Source organism: Agrobacterium sp. CCNWLW32 (assembly GCF_037083425.1).
Classification (GTDB): Bacteria; Pseudomonadota; Alphaproteobacteria; order Rhizobiales; family Rhizobiaceae; genus Agrobacterium; species Agrobacterium radiobacter.
This window is the reverse complement of the sequence record NZ_JBAOJM010000013.1, coordinates 33,619-53,106: the sequence shown is the minus strand read 5'-3', so window position 1 is coordinate 53,106 and position 19,488 is coordinate 33,619. Positions and strand designations below refer to the sequence as shown.

Below are 19,488 nucleotides of genomic sequence, written 5' to 3'. Positions count from 1 at the left end.
CTTCAGTCCCAAGGGAGGAAAACGAGTGACCGATATCAGACTTTACATGCTTCAGTCGGGTACGCTGAAATGCAAGGTACACAATATCAAGATGAACCAGGGGAACGGTGCGGACTACGAGATCCCCGTTCCGTTTTTCCTGATTACCCATCCGGCTGGGCACACCGTGATCGACGGCGGCAACGCGATTGAAGTTGCAACGGATCCGCGTGGCCATTGGGGCGGCATCTGCGATGTCTATTGGCCAGTGCTGGACAAGGACCAGGGCTGCGTTGACCAGATCAAGGCGCTTGGTTTCGATCCGGCCGATGTCAAATATGTTGTGCAGTCGCACCTGCATCTCGATCATACCGGCGCCATCGGTCGCTTCCCCAACGCAACCCACATCGTGCAGCGCTCTGAATATGAGTATGCCTTTACGCCCGACTGGTTTGCTGGCGGCGGCTATATCCGTAAGGACTTCGACAAGCCGGGCCTGAAGTGGCAGTTCCTCAACGGTACGCAGGACGATTATTACGACGTTTACGGCGACGGCACGCTCACCACGATCTTCACGCCCGGTCATGCACCCGGCCACCAGTCCTTCCTGGTGCGCCTGCCAAACAGCAAACCGCTTCTCCTGACGATCGATGCTGCCTACACACTGGACCACTGGGAAGAGAAGGCTTTGCCTGGCTTCCTTGCCTCGACCGTTGACACGGTCCGTTCTGTTCAGAAGCTCCGCACCTATGCCGAAAAGCATGATGCAACAGTCGTCACCGGCCATGACCCTGACGCCTGGGCGAACTTCAAGAAGGCTCCCGAATTTTACGCGTAAATAGAACGCGCAAGTCAACGGCCAGATACGGCGAGGTTGCATGCAGCCTCGCCGATTTTTATCATATGAGCCAAGGGCACCGAGCCGAGCGGGACCTTGTATTTCGGCGCATCGGCCTTTTCCGGATATACGCCTTCGTTCAGGTCGCTCGCGTTGTCGCTTCAAGTGCCTGAAAGCTATCCTCTAGCTGCGCGAGTGTGCTTATACGACGTTTTTCGCCCCGGCGTTACGTTGAGCCATCGGGGTTCGGGCTGACAATTTGCCAATACCGGATGGCTTAGAGTGAACTTGTCTCTTTGATCCAAACTGTCTGCAAATCGAGCAGATTATGGCGCTCACTTAGCGTTCCCCACGTGTCGGGCAAGCCATGCTCCCCAAAACAGGCTTGCAAAAAACCGAAGCGGTTCGTTGAAACCAACGCCCTCCAGCAACGAAATGACCTCGTCTTCCGATCGGGGTGGCTCCGCATCCTGCAGAATCTTGCCCATTTTGGCCTGGACCTCTTCAGGCCCGGCGCCGTTCATACGCCAGCGTGCTGCCCAGGCTGCCATGAGCAGGGGCTGAGACGCATACGACCGATAATTCCCCGCCACAATCAGGGGCGCGTCAGGATACAGCTGCATTGCAATCTGCGCCAGAACATCCTGCTTTGCGTCGTTCCCTGGCAAATGGTGCAGCACGCCGATCATGATTGCAGCGTCAAACGATGGAGCTCTATCCAGATCGGAGACGGTTCCGAGGACGGTCTCCACCCGGTCAGACACTTCGGCCCTGACCAGATGATCGCGTGCAAGGTTGAGCATCGGTGCTGAAGGATCGACGGCGACAAAGGACCATTGCGGTTCCAGCCGAGCGGCGGCGATGATTTCGCCCGCCGTACCGCCAGCCCCGACAACCAGCACCCGTGCCGCTGTTCCTTCGCCCAGAGCTGCAGACAGCATGCAGGCGGAAAGCTCGTGGCAGGCGTCATATCCGGCCAGCGCTATCCTACTTTGTCGTGCGTATTCCCCTGCGCGGGAGGCGTCAAATTTGGCTGCAGAATCCTGTGTCATGCTGTCTCTTGTCTGTTTAGACGTGCTGGCGTGCTTCGCCCAAGGAGGATACAAGATTTGCGATCAGGAAAGGGAGGAAATACATGATTGAAAGTTCAGATTCCGGGCGAAAACATGATCGGTTGACGGCTTTCCTGAAAGCCTTTCATCTTGGCGCATCACGTTGCGATTGTGCTGAAGCCGCTAACCTCCTGATCATCAATGTCCATGGCGCAGGTGAACCGACCCATCTGCTTTATCGCGCCAGATCCACGGCGTCGCTGCCGGATGGCGCAGCTATATGCGCCGGCGCCACAGTGGATTTTGGCGGTAGTGCCAATCCGTTGGTCGGTGCACTGCCAGACGAATTGTGCCTTTCACTGGCCAACGAACCGGAATTGCGCGGTTTGTGTCAACTGATGGTGGCCGAGGTCGAGGTCGCCCGCTGCGGTGGCGGTACTATCGAGGCGCGTCTATGCGAGATCATCGTCGTGCTTGCGATCCGCAAGGCAATAGCGATCGGCACGGTCGATGCGGGATTACTGGCGGGTCTGGCGCACCCCGGACTGCATCCCAGCCTTGTGGCCATACATGACAATCCGGCGCGAAATTGGCGGATTGCGGACCTTGCCGCCATAGCGGATATGTCGCGCGGACAATTCATTTCCACCTTCACGCAAACCGTTGCCCAGTCGCCTATCGCCTACCTCAATGGCTGGCGCCTGGCGCTCGGACGAGCAGAACTGCGCGCCGGACGAAGTGTCAAATCGGTCGCCGCCGGGGTCGGCTTCGGCAGCGCCGCCGCATTTTCCCGCGCCTATTCCCGCAAGTTCGGCTTACCGCCGGTCCAGAGTAAACCCCGACCATGAGGCAGAGGATCTTAATTCCCTACAGGGCTTCGGCCCTTTCGGCCAATGCTGAGGCCGCTGTCCAGGGCACGACCGCCGATGCTCATGTCGAGTGGCACGATCTGGCAGAGAGTTTCCCTGAGGAAGGTTCGATTTGGCGACCGTCATGTCTCTCACACCAGGTCCTGGGGAGGCTGCGAGCGCGGCATAAGGACGGAGCGCAAGGCAGGCTTTTGGATTAGTTGCTCGCGGCAGCTTTTGGGCGTTGGCGTTCTGGCGCCAAACGGCCAATGGGATCGGGTCTGGCAAGCGGGCAAAGCGGCTTCAATCGGTCGTTCGGCCCGCATTAAGTTCACGGAAGCTTCCGTTCGCTAAACCAGCCGGTTCTCACAGACGCATCGGTTCACCTTTGAATGAGAGCTAACCAATGGCGTCGACGAGGCGACCCACCGGCTCCTCTTCAGGCGCGCGATCGACCTGCGCGAGAACGCGGAAATGGCAACGCTCCTCTGTTGCATGCGTCGTTACCTTTACAGCTAAGGCCCCCGCGATGATTGCTTCCGGGAAGTCAGCCCGCATAGTGAACGGTGATAATGGGGTCGGCTCCGCCCAGTCGGCAAAGCGCCTTCGTATCGGTCACAGAGGCTATCATGGGACGCGCCTGAAAGCAGGCAACGCTTCGCAGCGGCGTAACACGTCACCTGTGCGCCATTTGCGGTCATTCGCTTGAGGCGATGCATTGTCCAACTTGGGACCGGAAGCTGCCGTGGCGACGATGCGTTAAAAAGTGGCGTTTGCAGGCTGATCCTGCCATTGAGCGTAAGTACAGTCTTCTACAACAGGGCAACCGCATGAAAAAAGACGATGCAGGCCCAGCAGACTATCTCATTTTCCTGGGCCAAGTAGCAGCATTGCTGGATTCGGATTTCCTGCGTGAGGCAGAAACATTTGACTATGGGCAATGGGAATTACCTTTTGAGGCGGTGCTGTTGAAGCTGATGGAAGGGTCGCCGAAAAATGAAGGTATCGACATCGGCCTTGCTAAAAAACTGGCAAAATATGCGGGGTTGTTGGACGAGGGAGTGCTTACTCCAGATACTTGGCAGAGGTCCATTTATTGGTACGGCGCACCTGCAAGGTAGATGACCGCATAGGGCCGAGTAGCGACGAGATATGCTACTATTGGTCGGCCTGATGGAGGCGACGCGGCGGGAGGAGTGGCGGAGGATTCGGGATGGATACCGTCGCACTGCGTAATCGTTCTCCATGGAACGAGGGAATTCTGGTCGGACAGAAGCGACCACTGCAGCCAAAGAACGTTTGGTCGATCCGCGTCAGGCTCGAAATGAGTGGGGCGACCCGAGAGCTGGCGCTGTTCAACCTTGCCATCGACAGCAAGCTCCGCGCTTGCGACCTGGTCAAGCTGAGGGTTGAGGACCTATGATCGGGTAGTTCGATCCGGGACCGAGCGACCATCATCCAGAAGAAGACGAAGCGACCCGTGCAGTTTGAGGTGACGGAGCAGACGAAGACCGCGCTCGTGGCATGGCTTCCCTTCGTTCGAAGGAACGGCGGCAGCTATCTATTTCCAAGCCGTCGGAAGACGTCGCGTCATTTGTCCACGAGGCAATACGCTCGGATTGTCCACCGTTGGGTCTCGTCTATCGGACTTGATGCCAGCGCCTACGGCACCCACTCCATGAGGCGAACCAAGGCAGCGCAGATTTACAAGAAGACAGGTAACCTCCGGGCCGTCCAGATTCTGCTCGGTCATACGAAGCTGGAAAGCACCGTTCGCTATCTCGGCGTCGAGGTGGATGATGCCCTCAGAATTGCCGAGCAGATCGAGCTATAGGTTCTTGACCATCGGCAATAGCCGGTGGTCTCTCTCGCGCCAATACCGGTCATTGACAATGTGCTGCCTACGCAGTGATCTGTTGCGTGAATGGCTGAAGCATAAGGATTTGTCGTGGTCTCTGTAAATTTCCGGCAGGCCGTAGTAACTGACCAACTGTCCATTACCGACCTCCACGTTCGTGTAAGTAGGGAGGCCTATGCTGGCCTGCTCCCCCAGGACTATCTGGCGAATGTGATGCCTGGAGAGAAGGCTAAGCTCTGGCAAAGACGCCTTACTCCTTCTATCGACCCCGAGAGGCTGGTGATCACTTTAGCCGAGGTACACTCTGGTTTGGCGGGTTTTGCATGTTTCGCCCTTGATGAGGAGACGGATTTTGGCACCTACCTGCACAACCTTTATGTGGATCGGTCTTTTCAGGGGAAAAGGCTCGGCCCGAGGCTCCTCATCGAAAGCATCAGTCGTTTTTCAGAAGAACGCTGGGCAGAGCCAGTTCACCTCCTGACGATACGCGAGAACTACACAGCGCGCGGATTCTATGATCGCCTTAATGGTCATATAGTCGAGCAGAAGCAGAATGTGATGAGTCGCTATCCGGACGTAGCTTTCGTCCGCTATCAGTGGCCATCTGCGCGAGCGATGGCTTCAAACGCTTCAAGCCTTGGCATCCGTCTAGGGGAAGAAGACGGTCGCTGAATGTCGCTCTTTTTTAACCGCCCCGAGCCGTAGTAGCTGGCATCTGGGCCCTTCCGCGTCGCTAAGACGGGAAAAGGCGAGTTCCGATTTGGCTATAATTGGTGCCTTCCGCTTCGCGCCATTTGCAGTCATCGACATTCAAATGGAATCCAGTACGCTCAAGCTACGGGAGGTGCGGATGCTGATTATTCTCGGTGGACTGCCGGGTTCGGGAAAGAGTACGATTGCCCAGGCACTGGCTCGGCGAATAGGCGCGTGTTACCTGCGGGCCGATACCATAGAACAAGCCATCACCTCTTCAGCGCAAGCAGACGGACATGATGTCGGTCCAGCAGGATACATTGCCCTTTATCGGCTGGCGGCAGACAATTTGCGGCTGGGTCAGACCGTCATCGCCGATTCCGTCAACCCGATCGAAATCACCCGCGCTGCCTTCAGGAATGTCGCGTTCGAAACGGACTGTAAGTTCATTGAGGTTGAAGTTTTCTGCTCCGACATCACGACACACCGTCATCGGGCCGGGACACGATCACCTGGCATAGAAGGCCGGGCCAATCCAACCTGGGTCCAGATACAGGAGCGAAAGTACGAGCCGTGGTCCCCTGATCTACGTCTCGACACGTTCCTCCTTTCTGTCGATGAAAGCGTGGCGCAAGTCGTGAAATTGCTCTGAATAATCCTCATGACGCCCATGCGCCATGTGTGGACATGCTTAGCCATCGGCACAGGACGCTTTTCATTTTTTCACGATCGGCGATCGATCCATAAGCAGTATCCCCGCTCGAGCCTCCGGAGGTATGCAACACGGAGAGACAGGTGAAATGCCGTTAGAAGGCTGGTAAGACGAAACGGCTGGAACACCCCGGAGGCAAGACTAATGACCAGAGAAGAAATGCTGAGCTATTCTCAAGCGGTTTGTGATGGCCTTCGCGAGGACGAAGACGGGGTGAGACGTGAGGTTCTCACCCACGCAGGAAATAGGTGGTCGCTCGGCGTCATACATACCCTCGGCGTTTATGGCAGACTTCGACACGCAGATATCGGTAGGCGGATGCACGGCGTCACGCAGCGAATGCTAACTCGCACCCTACGCCAACTCGAAAGAGATGGCCTCGTCACGCGCCACGATCTTGTCGAGATGCCGCCTCGGGTGGAATACGAACTGACAGAACTTGGAATGGGTCTTCTCATTCGTATGGTTCCGTTGTGGACATGGGTCGTGGAGAATTCCGGGCAGTTTCGAAAGTCACGAGAGGACTTTGACTCCCGGCCGCCAGAAAAGCCTTCCTGGCAGACGTTCTAACAGGCGAGAAACGTTGCCCCTCCGTGGATGTCATCACGACGTCAACGGACAGTGATTGGAAGCTGCGGGCTAACTGGAGGAGCGCGGGCATACCGTGCTCCTCTGTTTCGCTTTCTTATGCCGGTTCGTACCCTGAAGGCCGCGTCACTTTCTGCTTAGGTTCGCGTTGATCCAATCGGACACATCCGTCACCTTGATGCCTTCGCGCACGTTAAACGTGCCCGCCTTGTCCCATGCCATGCCTCGCCCGATACCAAAGGCTGCACGGTACTTGCGCATCATGTTTTGGGGGTCGTTTGCCAGTTCTTCCATAAGGGCCGGAACAGTCCATTCGGACCGGCTAAAGGGTTGGTTCAAACCTGTCTCAAGCTTGTCCGCAAGCTCGCCATAGGTGACGGTGTCGCCCGCCAGAAAGACGATCTCGTTGCTGATGGAGGGTTCGTAGAAGACGATTTCAGCGGTAAGCACGCCGATGTCGTCGGGCGTCGTCAACGTGACGGCAGTATCGAAGCTTCCGAGCGCGTTGACCGTACTCTTCTCCAGATCAACGACGCCGAATTCCGGTTCGAAGAGATAGCTCATGAACATGCCGGTGGAGATGATGACCCATTCGGTCTTGCTTTGAGAGCGCAGGAGTTCACGCACATCGAGTTGAGCGTCGAAGATATCCTGAGGACCACCTCGACCAATCGCCTCGAAATCGACACCGAACTGCCAAGGGAAATATCGGGGAATACCGGACTGCAGCGCCGCCCTGGCGAGCTTCATTGGAGTATTGATCCCTGCCGCATAGCCCGTGCAGCCGATCACGGTGTCGTACTGCGAGAAGACGGATGCCAACTCGTCAATCGAACTTTTCACCAAATCGCCCAGGACGATCTCGATACCCAAGTCACGAATTTCAGTGATGTCGCGCTGCTTAGCCGGTACATCGGACTCCACGGCACTGGTGCGCAGCAAAACGCTGATCTTCGCGTCCTCGATGTCCTTGGCGCGACGGGCCAGGTTGCGTAGTACCGGCATGCCGAGTTCCCCGGCACCAAGCACGAGAATGTTCCGTGACTTCACGTTGGAAACTGCATTGTTCATTGATTTCAATCCTTCGAAAATCCTGTGTCGCCGCTATTTGGCAAGGCTGGACCACGAAAGAAAGAAGGTACACGGATGATACTGCGGCAAAATCAAAGGACGCCGTTCCCGTCGGATTAGTCTTCCGAAACAGTCGTTCGTCCGCTTTGGGCCAACAGGAGACGCTCTGCTGCAATAAGGGTTGCCGTCGGCTTTTCCGTCATCCCCGTTGCTCGGTTTCTTGCTATTTTTCGCTGAGTGTGTGTTGAACCTTACATCCTGCGCTCGGTACTCTTAAGTGAGCTGGAGAGCCCGGAAACGCGACTGGCCTCACGCTGCTGCAAGACGTGCCGGGATTCGGCCAGTATCTCGCGATACCTTTGGATCTTGGTTGCTTTCAACCTGAATAAGTCGTCGACTGATACCGTTGCCTGCTGCACCGGAAAAGCCACTTCGTTTTCCAGAAGGTCGAGCAAAAGGTTTCGCATCACTGCGTTTTCTTCTCGAAGTTTCGCGACCTCAATAGCCTTCCCACTCGACTCAAATTTCCGTGCGATAGCTTTGTCAATATCGTGTTCGACAAGCAGAATCTTGGCGGCATAGTACCGGCAAGCAAAGAATGCTGTGACGAGCGCGCATAACGCGATGACAATGTAGATCATTTCGACCTCCAGGTTATCCTGAAAGTCGATATTCGGAAGCCGGATTTCAATACGCGATTCACTCGACAAACCAAAATGGCTCCTCTTTGATGAGGAACCGGGGCCGTAAACGTATCAAGTTCATCGTGATTGAAACGGTGATTGTCAGACGCTTCAATCTTACATATTTTGGCGTCTTGTTACCTTAACAGGGAGGTCGCCTTCCTCACGGGGTATGCGAGAGGCTCACCATTTTCCAAGATGAAACCCATACGGTACATGCATCTGCGCATTTCGGGAGAGCCATACGCACCTGCATAAATACCGACGGGGTGGTATGATGGGTAAGATTCCAAACTGCATCTGTCGAGTGCTGACCGATAGGCGATCTCACGTACGTAGTCGCCCGTCACCGGAACCGTGCCGTAAAGATGCCATTGAGTCCGCGCTTCCGCGACTGCTGCCGTGAAGGTAACGCCCAGAATCACGCTTAGAGCCAGCTTGAGTTTCATGACACGCCTCCAAATAAACAATTATGACGAGCAACGGATATTTCGTCCGGTTTGTTCCCTCGCTCAAACGCGTTTGCGCAGTTGTGGTCTCGTCGCCCTCACGGTCGGAGTGCATGCCACTTTCTTTTCCCCTTTGGACCAACTCGGGAGTGACTTCAGCTTTGCGCCTTCGTACCGGCTATTCAGATCAGTCCCGCCATCTCCTGAAATAAGACGTAAGCAAAAAGTCGTGGCGTCGTTCCTGTCAGGAACAGTCTAGCAAAATTTGGCAACACTACATTGTTGCCGATTCTCTACATTCCCAACGAGCGCCAAGCAAAAACCCCGCCGGGGATGGCGGGGCCGATCACGCCGTTTAGATGCAGGATTTAAGCGATAGCGAGTGCTTTCTCGATATCCTGCACAGAATGGCCAGTCAGATCTTTATCCAGTTCTCCAATAAGAACGTCCGACAACGACTTATGGTAGCCCTTGCGCATCTCACCCAGTGTGCGCGGTGCCGCGATAATCACCAGACTTTTGATCTTGCCCTCAAGCACCTGCTTGTTCAGCATATCCGTAACACCTGCACCAAACCCGTCTTCGTCTTGCTGACTATCGTCGGGATTAGCCGAGCTACTGGAATGTCGGGCGCCGGAAGAGATCTTCGTGCTGTCGATCGCCGGATCGGGCAACGCTGTCAGATTGACAGTCGCCGCATCTCCGTCGTTCCGAAAAAGGCTAAGCTTTTCGCCATCGGCAACGGCAACGACCGTGTTCTGCGGAAGGTTCATGTTGATCTCCTTGGTGAGCAGCTCGAGCCCAGATGACCGACCCTGCTTGTTTCTGTCAGAAAATAACCCCGCTACAGACCATCCGTTCCGCAGTCGGCCCGACAAAAATCCAGCATTGGCGTATCGCCTTGATCAGTCATCCCAGCCAAATGCTTGATGGCCTGCCTCGCGCCATCGCTGTGGCAGAGGGTCAGTCGAGGCTGCTGTACCAAGTGCAGACCCCTGGAACGGACTCGGCAGTACGCATCGGCAGCGAAAATCTTCCGCGACAATGCTGGTGAGCGGTACGGCATGGACATGCCGACCCTTTAATCTAAAACGGCGTCCACATTAATACTGTATAAAACATACTTGGTAAAATTAGGCATTTCCGGTCGCCGCGGCACCACCAAGCGCGGCAAAAACCTGCGGGGAAAACTCAAACTGTCGAGCCGTTCCTCGTCCCATTGAGTTTCTTCCCAGCGTTTCCGTAAGGATGCCCCGTCGGACCAAGAGTTCAATGGTTTCGATCACCCCACCACGCGTCATTCCGGTAATATCAATTACATTTGAGAGTGTTAATTTCTGATGCGCCTGGTGCATCAGATAGAGAATATTCATCATGCCGATCTGCTTGATGCGCGACTGCGCCGATTCACCATCGATCGGCTTCTCCAGGATTTCACGCACCGCAAATACGGACAAGGCCTGACTCTGCCATCTTTCACTTAAATTGCTTGCCATCGTTTTAACTATCTATTATTTGCATAGTCAAATAATTGAGACGAGTCGCCATTCAGTTGAGGCGGACATTTAGGAAGACGGAGGGTAGGGGGCATGAAGGGCCTTTTCTTTCGAATGATCATAGCAGCGTCAGGGTTCGTTTCACTCTATACCATTTCGGAGCGAAGCGCTCGTGCCGACGAATGGGGGTGTCAGGTTATCCTGTGCTTATCCAATCCCGGCGGTCCGACCCAGTATGGCGAATGCAGGCCGCCCGTCGAGAAGCTTTGGAGGTGGTTGGCAAAAGGGCGTTCGTTTCCAACTTGCGCGGGCGTGGGTTTTCAGACCTCTCGCCCTCTTTACGAGCCATATTACTGCAACGCCGGCTACCGCTTATCTGCTGGCTACGGTCCCAGGGGACGTGACGCGACGTGCATTTCCACGTCACTGCAAGCCGTGAGCGACAGCTTTTGCCGGCGAGATCGAGACGGTGGCGATCCGAACAAAGGCTCTGTCACGTCACCGAGGTGGCAAAGGGTAGACGGGCGATACCAATGCCTGGCCAATACCGTGGCGCGACCCCTGGTCCGCGAGAAACCTCGATACGTCGATGTGACGATTGAGGGCGTCGGCACGCAGAGGGTGTGGTTCTGACATGCCCGTTGTCTTCTCAGATCTTGCGCAGACCTGCGCACCCTTCGTTGCATCGGAGGCTCTTGCGGGTGTGGTCAGCCCGGAAAGCCGGTTCGCTCCGTTCACAATCAGGATCAACAGCCGTGCACCGCTCGGGCGGCAACCTGCGACCAAGGCCGATGCAATCGAAGTCGCCGCATCCTCGGAGACAACATGCCATGACATACACATTGGTCCCGACGGGGTCGGGCCGGAAGAACTGCGGAGATTGAACCTCTCGATACCAGCCGCTGTCGCTCGCTGCCTTAACCTGAAGGCTCCAGCGACGCCATTCGATGGCTATTGCTGCCTCTCGGTGAAGGTGGGTGCTGACAGTCCCAGGGCCGAGCAGGTGCTGCAATCCTGCTATGGACGTGACGATCCGTCGGTCGGGGGCGTGGTCAACTATGGCGATCAGGTTCGCCGCGAAATCGAACGGCTCGGACCGACAGTGGCTCGATTTACAATCGGCGACACGGGAAAAGGGTTGCAGACAAACGTGTCGGCGAATTCTTCCCAAGCAGATGTCGTTGCCGAAGTGGTGGCGGAAAATACTCCGGGGGAAGCACACGCGATCTCGGCGGCGCCCGCGTGGGACGTCTTCAAGACCCGAAACCGTTCATCCGTCCTGGTGTTTCAAGACAATCAATTGGAATTGGAGCAGAGTGAATGATAATCAGTTCCCGGATCAGACCCGTCGTCGCTTCGTCCGTCTTGGCTGTCGCCATTATAGTGACGATGGTTGAGCCCGCCTTCGCGCAAGCCGCCGGCATCGAAACCGTCCTGCAGAACATCGTCGACATGTTGACGGGAAACATTGCCAAGCTTCTCGCCGTGATTGCGGTCATCGTCATCTGTATCGCCTGGATGTTTGGTTACATGGACCTGAGGCGAGCGGGCTTCTGGATCATCGGAATTGGCGGCATCTTTGGCGCCACCGAACTCGTCAACACCATCGTCGGAGCCTGAGGATGGTGGGCGGACAAACGGTTCTCGAAGAAGACACACTCTTCATCGCGTGTACGCGTCCCGCGATGATTGCCGGTGTCACGATGGAGGCGATGGGCTTCAACATCATGGTCACGACGATCCTCTACATCGTCGCCGGATCTATCGCCTACGCGTTCATCGGCATCGTTTTCCATCTCATCTTCAAAGCGCTCGTCAAGCACGATCACAACATGTTCCGCATCCTGCTCGCCTGGGTCGAGACACGCGGCCGCTCGCGCAACGGTGCCTATTGGGGCGGGGCAACACTTTCCCCTCTGAGACTGACACGCCGCTTCGACGAAAGGGATATTGGAATTGCCTGACATCGCCACCCTTAGATCACGCGAACTCACGCCTGAGGCTTTTATCCCTTACGTGCGGCACATCGACGAGACGACAATCGCGCTCGAGTCCCGGACACTCATGGTCATGGTCGCGCTCGCCGGCGTATCTTTCGAAACTGCTGATCTGCTCGACATCAACGCGCTCCATCGCGACCTCAACACGCTCTATCGAAATATAGCCGATGAGCGGCTCGCGATCTGGACCCATCTCATTCGGCGCAGGGATGGCGACTATCCGGGCGGATCGTTCGCAACGCCATTCTCCGCCTCGCTCAACGAGAAATACCGGGAACGCATGGCGCGCGAACACCTTTTTCGCAACGATCTCTATCTGACCGTTCTTTGGTCGCCAGCGCGTGGCCCTGCGGACAAGGCGGGGAAGCTGCTGTCGTACCTTCGACGGTCAAAACGACTCGATATGGAGCTGGATGAAGAGGCTCTGAAACAGCTTAAGGACAAAGTCGTCAACGTAGTCGCGGGCTTGAGGCGCTTTGAGCCACGGGTCCTTTCTCTTTACGAACAGGAAGGCATGCTCTTCTCTGAACCGAGCGAGGTGCTGCACCAGCTCGTCGGCGGGAGGCGCGAGCGTGTGCCGCTTACCGAAGGTCGCGTCGCCTCGGCAATTTACTCTGATCGCGTAATCATAGGTCGGGAAACGATCGAGATCCGGCATGAGGCAGAAAGCCGCTTTGCCGGCATGCTGAGCTTCAAGGAATATCCAGCCCGCACCAGGACAGGCATGCTGGACGGAGTTCTAAACAGTCCGTTTGAGCTCATTCTCTCACAGTCATTCTGCTTTGTGTCGAAGGCGGACGCTCGCGTCATCATGGGGCGTAAGCAAAACCAGTTGGTGAGCAGCGGCGACAAGGCGGCTTCGCAAATCGATGAACTTGACGATGCGATGGACGACCTGGAGTCCAACCGCTTCGTGATCGGCGAGCATCACCTGACACTCTCCGTCTTTGCGACCACGTTAAAGGAATTAACCGACAATCTGGCAAAGGTTCGCGCCAGCCTGACCAATGGCGGGGCTGTCGTTGCGCGCGAGGATCTTGGTCTCGAAGCGGCATGGTGGGCGCAACTTCCGGGCAATTTTCGTTACCGCGCGCGCTCGGGCGCGATCAGCTCGAAGAATTTCGCAGCATTGTCACCGTTCCATTCCTATCCGATCGGACAGAAGGACGGCAATGAGTGGGGACCCGCCGTCGCCCTGCTCAAGACCGCTTCAGGCTCGCCCTACTACTTCAATCTCCATTATGGCGATCTGGGCAACACCTTCATGTGCGGTCCGTCGGGAGCGGGCAAAACCGTGATTGTCAATTTCATGCTGTCACAGCTCGAGAAACACGACCCGCACGTGGTGTTCTTCGACAAGGATCGCGGCGCGGACCTGTATGTTCGCGCCGCCGGAGGCACCTACCTGCCGCTGAAGAACGGGGTCCCCACCGGCTGCGCTCCCCTGAAGGCCCTCAACCTGACGCCGGAGAACAAGGCGTTCCTGGCGCGCTGGATCGGCAAGCTTGTGGGTTCAGGGGCGCGGGAACTGACTGTCACCGAACTTCGCGACATCTCCGGCGCGATCGACGGCCTTGCCGACCTGCCCGCTGAGCGACGGACAATAGGGGCGCTGCGGGCTTTCCTCAACAATACGGATCCGGAAGGTATCGCGGCGAGGCTCCGCCGGTGGGAGGAGGGAGGGCCGCTCGGCTGGGTCTTCGACAATGTCAACGAAGATATCGGATTTGGCGATTTCGGCGGATCAGGGAAGTTCATCGGCTACGACATGACCGACTTCCTCGACAACGAGGAAATTCGCACACCGCTGATGGCCTATCTCTTCCATCGCGTCGAGCAGGTGATCGATGGCCGCCGGATCATCATCGTCATCGACGAATTCTGGAAGGCGCTACAGGACGAGGGGTTCCGCGATCTTGCGCAAAACAAGCTGAAGACCATCCGCAAACAAAATGGGTTGATGCTGTTTGCCACGCAAAGCCCACGCGACGCGCTGAACTCGCCAATCGCGCACACGATCATCGAGCAATGCCCGACACAGATCTTCCTGCCCAACTCGCGCGGCAACCATGCCGACTATGTCGATGGATTCAAGCTCACCGAGCGCGAATACGAATTGATAGCGCGCGAGCTTTCCGTTGAAAGCCGGAGGTTCGTGTTGAAGCAAGGACACAACAGCGTCGTTGCCGAGCTCGATCTCAACGGCTTCGATGACGAGCTCGCCATCCTCTCCGGCCGGACCGCCAATGTCGAACTTCTCGACGCGATCCGCGCGGAGGTTGGAGACGACGTCGAGAACTGGCTTCCCATTTTCCAACAGCGAAGGAGTGCTAGCTGATGACTTCCTATCGACTTCATGGCGTACTGCTCAGCGCGGTGCTCATGCTTGCCGATGAAGGCGCGTCAGGGCAGGGGATTCCTGTCAACGATCAGGCTGCGATTGCCAAGCAGATCGAGAGCATCGCGCAGCTCAAGTCGCAACTCGACGCGCTCAATGAGCAGATCGGCCAGGCTCGGCAGCTTTATGGCTCGCTCAACAAGCTGACCGATATGGCGGATGTCGCCGAGGTTCTCAACGATCCGGCGATCCGCAAGGCGCTTCCCTCCGACTTCGCTGCCATCGAGGGATTGCTCAAAGGCAACGGCACCGGCGTGTTCGGTGATTCCGCCTCAAGGTTTCTGGAAGGTAACTCGACCTACCGCACTGACGCCGATGATTTCTACGCTCAGGAATTGTCCCGGCTTCAGAACAAGAATGCCGGGCAAATGAGCCTCGGTGAGCAAATCTACGATGCCGCGACCAAGCGCATCGACGGGATTGATCAGCTGCGGGGAAAGATTTCCACGGCTGGCGACGCCAAAGAGATTGCCGACCTGCAGGCTCGGCTGCAGGCCGAACAGGCATTTCTTCAGACCGACGTCCTGCGGATGGAGGGGCTGAAGATGGTGCAGCAGGCGCAGAACCAGGTTGACGAACAGCGCAAGGCGGAGGACTGGCGCCAACGGATGGACAATATGAAGGCGGCGCTGCAGTGAAGTGCACCCTCATCGTCCTTTCCCTGGTGCTCTTGTCGGCTTGTTCGCAAGAGGCGGAGCGAACTCATACGGTGGACGAGTTCGTCGCCGACACCGAATTGCTGTCCCGTACGATTACCGAGTGCCGCAACAACCCGGGTGCATTGCGCCAGACGCCCAATTGCCAGAACGCGGAAGCGGCCGACGGTAAGCTCCGTTTCCAGAACATGCGTAGGGCACTGGGAGGCTGACAAAATGTATCAGGTATTTGAGTTTATCGACGGCCAGTTCAAGCGGCCGTTGGAGACCTTCGTCTCGGATGGAACGTCGAACATAGCCCAGTGGGTCACCGGTCCGTTGACGGTGGCAGTGACACTTTATGTCGTCCTCTACGGCTATCTCATCCTTCGGGGCTCGGTCCAGGAACCCATCCTTGACTTTGCCTTCCGCGCGATAAAGCTCGCGATCATTGTGATGTTGGTGAAGAACGCGGGCGGATACCAGACCTATATCACAAACATCTTTTTCGATGTTTTGCCGCGCGAGATCGCTCAGGCGCTGAATTCGGGAACGGTGCCGAGTGCCAGCACCTTTGACAGCCTGCTCGACAAGGGCCAGGCCTCTGCGACCGATATCTGGTCGAGGGCTTCCTGGCCGGTTGACATCGTCACAGGCGTGGGCGGCATGATGGTGATCGGCGTCAGCTTTCTGGTGGCGGGGATCGGCTATGTCGTCTCCCTTTATTCACGGTTGGCGCTGGCGATCGTCTTGGCGATCGGGCCGATTTTCATTGCGCTCGCCATGTTTCAGTCGACGCGCCGTTTTACCGAGTCCTGGATCGGGCAGCTCGCAAACTTCGTGATCCTTCAGGTCCTTGTCGTTGCCGTCGGTTCGCTTTTGATCTCCTGCCTCGACTCGACCTTCACCGCAATCGACAGCTACAGCGACGTCCTTATGCGCCCTATTGCTTTTTGTGCCATCGGGATAGCTGCCCTGTACGTATTCTACCAGCTACCCGGCATTGCATCGGCGCTGGCGTCTGGCGGCGCCTCGTTGGTCTATGGTTACACGACCGCACGCGATGCGCATGAAGGCATGCTGGCCCGAGCAGCCTCCCACACCGGCCGGATGATCGGTCGCGGTGCTCGGTTTGCCCGCCGCGCCTTCGGATCAAGAAATGCCGGCGTATGACACCCAGTCCAGAACAATAAGTAAAGGTCTGCTGAATGATTAAGCCTGCCCTGTTACTCGCCTTCTCAGCCACGCTTGTCGGCTGCGCTTCGATGACCTACCCATTGCCGAACTGCGACGGATATTCGCGCCGCCCATTGAACCGCTCGATGTGGGACTGGGAGGGCGGCAGCAAGCTGAAACAGCAGCAATCCAACACGAGTTCGTCCACGTCCCTCACACCTTTCGTAAAAGAGGCCAGCGAGACTTCCGCTTTTGCGCATCTGGACATCGACGGTTCCTATCGCCGCTGTGAGGGATGAAACATGGTGACGACAGATAATCTCAAGAGCTACTTCGACAAAGCACGTCGTTTCGACCAGGACCGGATGATCCAGGTCGAGCGATCGAACAGGATTGCCTGGTCGATCGCCATAGTTTCAGGCATTGTCGCCGCTGTAGCCGTCTTCGCGGTCGCGTGTCTCACACCCCTCAAGACGGTTGAACCCTTTGTGGTGCGCGTCGACAATTCGACCGGCATTGTCGACGTCGTGTCAGCGCTGACATCGACGGCTGGCACCTACGATGAGGCGGTGACGAAATATTTCGCTGCAAAATATGTCCGGGCCCGCGAGGGTTACGTCTGGAGTGAAGCACAGGAAAATTTCCGCACCATCGCCCTCTTGTCGACGCAAGCGGAGCAAACGCGTTTCGCGGCCCTCTACCGTGGCAGCAACCCGCAATCTCCCCAGAATACTTATGGTCGCGGGGCTACAGCAAGGATCGATATCGCTTCAATCTCCCTCATCAATCAGAATGTCGTTTCCGTACGCTACATGCGAACCATCACGCGTGGCGAGGAAGTACGAACGACCCATTGGGTTGCGTCAATCACCTATTCCTACGCGAACGCTCCGATGTCCTCGACGGACCGGCTCGTAAACCCGCTCGGCTTTGTCGTCAGCGAGTATCGCGCTGATCCGGAGGAGGTGAGATGATGCGCATTCCTCGAATTCCTGCACTCATCGTGACCCTTTCGATGTCGCCAGCGTTTGCGCTTGAGATACCCCGAGGTGCCTCGCAAGACAGTCGGGTCCGGTTCGTGAACTACCAACCCTACAACATCACGAGGGTAGTCGGCACTCTGCGGTCGTCCGTACAGGTCGAGTTCGCGGCGGACGAGGAAATCGCCCATGTCGCGCTCGGCAATAGCGTCGCCTGGGAAGTTGCGCCGGCCGGCAACATCCTGTTCCTGAAGCCACGCGAGAGCCAGCCGGTGACGAATATTTCCGTGGTTACGACGCGCAGGGATGGCTCGACCCGCAGCTACCAGATGGAACTGACGGCGCGCGATGGCTCCGTGGAGGCTGGTCAAAACACCTACTTCTACGTGAAGTACAGGTATCCAGGCGATGACGCCGAGCTTCGCCGCCAGCAGGCAGCGTCGAGGGCTCTCGCGGCCCAGGCGAAGGACGCCGACAATGTGCTGGCGCTTCACGAAGCCTATGGCCCTAGAAACTGGCGCTATTCTTCTCAGGGATCGCAGGCACTGGAGCCGCAAAGCGTCTACGACAACGGCAAGATTACGACGTTCGCCTTTGTGGGTAACCAGGAAATGCCCGCGATCTATATGGAGAACTCCGACGGCTCCGAAAGCCTTGTTCCAAAGTCGGTCGATGGAGATCTGGTGATGGTGCACGCGATCAGCCGCAAGTTCATCTTGCGTCGGGGCAAGGATGTGCTTTGCGTCTTCAACGAAGCCTACGACCGCGTCGGTATCAATCCTGACACCAACACAACGTCTCCCTCGGTGGAGCGCGTCGTGAAGCGCGACGTTACCGGGCGATAGAGAAGGGAACAGTCATGGCTCAGGAAGACGAGGATCGCATCCCCGGAGAGCGTGCCGAAACCGTCACCAGTCGTCAGATCGACAACAGCCCTCTCTTGAAACGCGGCACTGTTGCCATTGCGATCATCGCGTTTGTCAGCTTCGCGCTTTGGTCGACGACGGGAAAGAAGGGAAGGGATGAAAATCTTCAGCCCGAACGGATCATTATTCGTCAGACGACCCCCTTCGAGGCCGCAAAAGAGAAAGTTGAACCGGACCAGGCGCTCCCTGAAGTAAAATTGCCAACTCCTGTCGTCGAACCGGTCATTGAAGAGCAGGATAAGCTGCTCGATTCCGCCCGCCGCGCGCCCGTGATGGCCTTCAGTGGAGGGCAGAGGAATCGGAAAGAGCTGAGGGAAAGCGACAGCTCTTATCCTTCCGACAACAGCAATTTCGTGCCGCTCGACAACAATATGACTGTTCAGAACCAGCAAAACAATGAGCAGCAGCGTTTCGATGGCCTGCTGCGGCCAACGCGGCTTGAAGGCTCAAGGGCCGGTACACTCGGAAACCGCAATTTCATCGTCGCGATGGGAACGTCCATTCCCTGCGTTCTTGAAACCGCGTTAGCGTCCGACCAGCCGGGATTTACCACTTGTGTGATCAACCGCGATGTTCTCTCTGACAATGGCAGGGTGGTCTTGATGGAAAAGGGCACGCAGGTTGTCGGCGAATATCGTGGAGGGCTTCAACGCGGGCAAAAGCGCCTGTTCATTCTCTGGAATCGCGCGAAAACGCCGAAGGGCGTTATCGTCACTCTCGCATCACCAGCAACCGACGCACTTGGTCGTGCCGGTGTCGACGGCCATGTCGACACCCATTGGTGGGAGCGGTTCGGCAGCGCTCTTCTGCTTTCCATTGTCGGGGACGCGACGAACTATGCAAGCAGTCGGCTGCAGGACAGCGATGTCGACGCGCAAAAAACAACGAGTGCCAGTCAACAGGCGGCCGCCATCGCGGTCGAGCAGTCCATAAATATCCCGCCGACACTCAATAAGCACCAAGGTGAATCGGTTTCGATCTTTGTCGCTCGCGATCTCGACTTTTCCGGCATCTACGGTCTTCGGGTGACCGAACCCAGAAACCGCGTTTTCGATCGTGCGGTCTTGGGGGATTTCGCGCCACGATCGACGCTCCTAACGAAATAG

The 19,488-nt window shown here is 56.8% G+C and carries 24 protein-coding genes and 1 pseudogene; 19 read left to right on the top strand and 6 right to left on the bottom strand.

The genetic code is table 11. The features are described 5' to 3' along the window. The first annotated feature begins 25 nt into the window (after window positions 1-25). The gene (gene attM / locus V6R85_RS21535) at window positions 26-817 is read left to right on the top strand and encodes an AttM family quorum-quenching N-acyl homoserine lactonase (protein ID WP_003517310.1); all 792 of its coding nucleotides are present in this window, start codon (window positions 26-28) and stop codon (window positions 815-817) included. Window positions 818-1,152: 335 nt separating this feature from the next. Here the strand turns inward: attM and V6R85_RS21530 are convergent, their stop codons facing one another. Further along, complete coding sequence (locus V6R85_RS21530; protein WP_112978640.1) at window positions 1,153-1,869, bottom strand: methyltransferase; 717 nt, start codon at window positions 1,867-1,869, stop codon at window positions 1,153-1,155. Between the two features lie 122 nt (window positions 1,870-1,991). On the opposite strand from V6R85_RS21530, the gene V6R85_RS21525 reads away from it, so the two are divergent. From V6R85_RS21525 to V6R85_RS21500, 6 genes and pseudogenes are all read left to right on the top strand, one after another. Continuing rightward, the gene (locus V6R85_RS21525) at window positions 1,992-2,717 is read left to right on the top strand and encodes an AraC family transcriptional regulator (RefSeq protein WP_236772117.1); all 726 of its coding nucleotides are present in this window, start codon (window positions 1,992-1,994) and stop codon (window positions 2,715-2,717) included. An 830-nt stretch (window positions 2,718-3,547) separates the two neighbouring features. After that, entirely contained in the window at window positions 3,548-3,838 is a 291-nt protein-coding gene (locus V6R85_RS21520) for a hypothetical protein (RefSeq protein ID WP_087747467.1), read from the top strand. Window positions 3,839-3,930: 92 nt separating this feature from the next. Continuing rightward, window positions 3,931-4,551 (top strand): annotated as a pseudogene (locus tag V6R85_RS21515) (tyrosine-type recombinase/integrase). Between the two features lie 114 nt (window positions 4,552-4,665). Continuing rightward, on the top strand, window positions 4,666-5,247 hold the full coding sequence (locus V6R85_RS21510; RefSeq protein WP_020811850.1) for a GNAT family N-acetyltransferase: 582 nt from the start codon (window positions 4,666-4,668) through the stop codon (window positions 5,245-5,247). Between the two features lie 178 nt (window positions 5,248-5,425). Continuing rightward, window positions 5,426-5,920 carry an AAA family ATPase gene (locus V6R85_RS21505; protein WP_087747468.1) on the top strand — a complete coding sequence of 165 codons (495 nt, stop codon included), beginning with the start codon at window positions 5,426-5,428 and terminating at the stop codon, window positions 5,918-5,920. 204 nt (window positions 5,921-6,124) lie between these two features. After that, window positions 6,125-6,550, top strand: coding sequence for a winged helix-turn-helix transcriptional regulator (locus tag V6R85_RS21500; RefSeq protein WP_020811848.1), 426 nt, complete (start codon window positions 6,125-6,127; stop codon window positions 6,548-6,550). A 144-nt stretch (window positions 6,551-6,694) separates the two neighbouring features. Here the strand turns inward: V6R85_RS21500 and V6R85_RS21495 are convergent, their stop codons facing one another. The 5 genes from V6R85_RS21495 to V6R85_RS21475 all read right to left on the bottom strand — a co-directional run bounded on the left by V6R85_RS21495 (window position 6,695) and on the right by V6R85_RS21475 (window position 10,267). Beyond that, entirely contained in the window at window positions 6,695-7,639 is a 945-nt protein-coding gene (locus V6R85_RS21495; protein ID WP_087747430.1) for an aromatic alcohol reductase, read from the bottom strand. A gap of 251 nt (window positions 7,640-7,890) precedes the next feature. Further along, window positions 7,891-8,280 carry a hypothetical protein gene (locus tag V6R85_RS21490; RefSeq protein ID WP_336377185.1) on the bottom strand — a complete coding sequence of 130 codons (390 nt, stop codon included), beginning with the start codon at window positions 8,278-8,280 and terminating at the stop codon, window positions 7,891-7,893. A 179-nt stretch (window positions 8,281-8,459) separates the two neighbouring features. Beyond that, entirely contained in the window at window positions 8,460-8,771 is a 312-nt protein-coding gene (locus V6R85_RS21485; protein WP_162686928.1) for a hypothetical protein, read from the bottom strand. A gap of 368 nt (window positions 8,772-9,139) precedes the next feature. Then, window positions 9,140-9,544 carry a host attachment family protein gene (locus V6R85_RS21480; RefSeq protein WP_087747433.1) on the bottom strand — a complete coding sequence of 135 codons (405 nt, stop codon included), beginning with the start codon at window positions 9,542-9,544 and terminating at the stop codon, window positions 9,140-9,142. Between the two features lie 360 nt (window positions 9,545-9,904). Continuing rightward, complete coding sequence (locus tag V6R85_RS21475; RefSeq protein WP_013637404.1) at window positions 9,905-10,267, bottom strand: transcriptional regulator; 363 nt, start codon at window positions 10,265-10,267, stop codon at window positions 9,905-9,907. 93 nt (window positions 10,268-10,360) lie between these two features. On the opposite strand from V6R85_RS21475, the gene V6R85_RS21470 reads away from it, so the two are divergent. From V6R85_RS21470 to virB10, 12 genes are read left to right on the top strand one after another with little or no spacing between them, the layout of a single operon-like run. Next, on the top strand, window positions 10,361-10,900 hold the full coding sequence (locus V6R85_RS21470) for a hypothetical protein (protein WP_034502150.1): 540 nt from the start codon (window positions 10,361-10,363) through the stop codon (window positions 10,898-10,900). 1 nt (window position 10,901) lies between these two features. After that, window positions 10,902-11,591, top strand: coding sequence for a VirB1 type IV secretion protein (locus V6R85_RS21465; protein ID WP_020811843.1), 690 nt, complete (start codon window positions 10,902-10,904; stop codon window positions 11,589-11,591). Beyond that, window positions 11,588-11,887, top strand: a complete 300-nt coding sequence (locus tag V6R85_RS21460; protein WP_020811842.1) for a TrbC/VirB2 family protein — start codon at window positions 11,588-11,590, stop codon at window positions 11,885-11,887. Before V6R85_RS21465 ends, V6R85_RS21460 begins: the two co-directional genes overlap by 4 nt. 2 nt (window positions 11,888-11,889) lie before the next feature. Further along, window positions 11,890-12,231: a type IV secretion system protein VirB3 gene (locus V6R85_RS21455; RefSeq protein ID WP_087747435.1), complete on the top strand. Its 342-nt coding sequence runs from the start codon at window positions 11,890-11,892 to the stop codon at window positions 12,229-12,231. Continuing rightward, a complete protein-coding gene (locus V6R85_RS21450; RefSeq protein WP_087747470.1) occupies window positions 12,224-14,605 on the top strand; it encodes a VirB4 family type IV secretion/conjugal transfer ATPase in 2,382 nt (793 codons plus the stop codon). Before V6R85_RS21455 ends, V6R85_RS21450 begins: the two co-directional genes overlap by 8 nt. Next, on the top strand, window positions 14,605-15,303 hold the full coding sequence (gene virB5, locus V6R85_RS21445; RefSeq protein WP_080865262.1) for a P-type DNA transfer protein VirB5: 699 nt from the start codon (window positions 14,605-14,607) through the stop codon (window positions 15,301-15,303). The genes V6R85_RS21450 and virB5 overlap by 1 nt, the downstream gene beginning before the upstream one ends. Next, entirely contained in the window at window positions 15,300-15,533 is a 234-nt protein-coding gene (locus tag V6R85_RS21440) for an EexN family lipoprotein (protein ID WP_020811838.1), read from the top strand. The genes virB5 and V6R85_RS21440 overlap by 4 nt, the downstream gene beginning before the upstream one ends. Before the next feature lie 4 nt (window positions 15,534-15,537). After that, complete coding sequence (locus V6R85_RS21435; protein ID WP_087747437.1) at window positions 15,538-16,473, top strand: type IV secretion system protein; 936 nt, start codon at window positions 15,538-15,540, stop codon at window positions 16,471-16,473. Between the two features lie 35 nt (window positions 16,474-16,508). Next, complete coding sequence (locus tag V6R85_RS21430) at window positions 16,509-16,775, top strand: hypothetical protein (RefSeq protein WP_087747439.1); 267 nt, start codon at window positions 16,509-16,511, stop codon at window positions 16,773-16,775. Between the two features lie 3 nt (window positions 16,776-16,778). Beyond that, complete coding sequence (locus V6R85_RS21425; protein ID WP_003517248.1) at window positions 16,779-17,450, top strand: virB8 family protein; 672 nt, start codon at window positions 16,779-16,781, stop codon at window positions 17,448-17,450. Next, the gene (gene virB9 / locus V6R85_RS21420) at window positions 17,447-18,301 is read left to right on the top strand and encodes a P-type conjugative transfer protein VirB9 (RefSeq protein ID WP_019565728.1); all 855 of its coding nucleotides are present in this window, start codon (window positions 17,447-17,449) and stop codon (window positions 18,299-18,301) included. The genes V6R85_RS21425 and virB9 overlap by 4 nt, the downstream gene beginning before the upstream one ends. A 14-nt stretch (window positions 18,302-18,315) precedes the next feature. Continuing rightward, window positions 18,316-19,488 (top strand): type IV secretion system protein VirB10, encoded by a 1,173-nt coding sequence (virB10, locus tag V6R85_RS21415; protein WP_087747442.1) that lies wholly within the window; start codon window positions 18,316-18,318, stop codon window positions 19,486-19,488.

Excerpts from the sequence above, each read along its gene's own strand:
- V6R85_RS21530 (WP_112978640.1), bottom strand. The coding sequence starts at position 1,869 with ATGACACAGGATTCTGCAGCCAAATTTGACGCCTCCCGCGCAGGGGAA.
- V6R85_RS21520 (WP_087747467.1), top strand. The coding sequence starts at position 3,548 with ATGAAAAAAGACGATGCAGGCCCAGCAGACTATCTCATTTTCCTGGGC.
- V6R85_RS21505 (WP_087747468.1), top strand. The coding sequence starts at position 5,426 with ATGCTGATTATTCTCGGTGGACTGCCGGGTTCGGGAAAGAGTACGATT.
- V6R85_RS21500 (WP_020811848.1), top strand. The coding sequence starts at position 6,125 with ATGACCAGAGAAGAAATGCTGAGCTATTCTCAAGCGGTTTGTGATGGC.
- V6R85_RS21495 (WP_087747430.1), bottom strand. The coding sequence starts at position 7,639 with ATGAACAATGCAGTTTCCAACGTGAAGTCACGGAACATTCTCGTGCTT.
- V6R85_RS21490 (WP_336377185.1), bottom strand. The coding sequence starts at position 8,280 with ATGATCTACATTGTCATCGCGTTATGCGCGCTCGTCACAGCATTCTTT.
- V6R85_RS21485 (WP_162686928.1), bottom strand. The coding sequence starts at position 8,771 with ATGAAACTCAAGCTGGCTCTAAGCGTGATTCTGGGCGTTACCTTCACG.
- V6R85_RS21480 (WP_087747433.1), bottom strand. The coding sequence starts at position 9,544 with ATGAACCTTCCGCAGAACACGGTCGTTGCCGTTGCCGATGGCGAAAAG.
- V6R85_RS21475 (WP_013637404.1), bottom strand. The coding sequence starts at position 10,267 with ATGGCAAGCAATTTAAGTGAAAGATGGCAGAGTCAGGCCTTGTCCGTA.
- V6R85_RS21470 (WP_034502150.1), top strand. The coding sequence starts at position 10,361 with ATGAAGGGCCTTTTCTTTCGAATGATCATAGCAGCGTCAGGGTTCGTT.
- V6R85_RS21465 (WP_020811843.1), top strand. The coding sequence starts at position 10,902 with ATGCCCGTTGTCTTCTCAGATCTTGCGCAGACCTGCGCACCCTTCGTT.
- V6R85_RS21460 (WP_020811842.1), top strand. The coding sequence starts at position 11,588 with ATGATAATCAGTTCCCGGATCAGACCCGTCGTCGCTTCGTCCGTCTTG.
- V6R85_RS21455 (WP_087747435.1), top strand. The coding sequence starts at position 11,890 with ATGGTGGGCGGACAAACGGTTCTCGAAGAAGACACACTCTTCATCGCG.
- virB5 (WP_080865262.1), top strand. The coding sequence starts at position 14,605 with ATGACTTCCTATCGACTTCATGGCGTACTGCTCAGCGCGGTGCTCATG.
- V6R85_RS21435 (WP_087747437.1), top strand. The coding sequence starts at position 15,538 with ATGTATCAGGTATTTGAGTTTATCGACGGCCAGTTCAAGCGGCCGTTG.
- V6R85_RS21430 (WP_087747439.1), top strand. The coding sequence starts at position 16,509 with ATGATTAAGCCTGCCCTGTTACTCGCCTTCTCAGCCACGCTTGTCGGC.
- V6R85_RS21425 (WP_003517248.1), top strand. The coding sequence starts at position 16,779 with ATGGTGACGACAGATAATCTCAAGAGCTACTTCGACAAAGCACGTCGT.
- virB9 (WP_019565728.1), top strand. The coding sequence starts at position 17,447 with ATGATGCGCATTCCTCGAATTCCTGCACTCATCGTGACCCTTTCGATG.
- virB10 (WP_087747442.1), top strand. The coding sequence starts at position 18,316 with ATGGCTCAGGAAGACGAGGATCGCATCCCCGGAGAGCGTGCCGAAACC.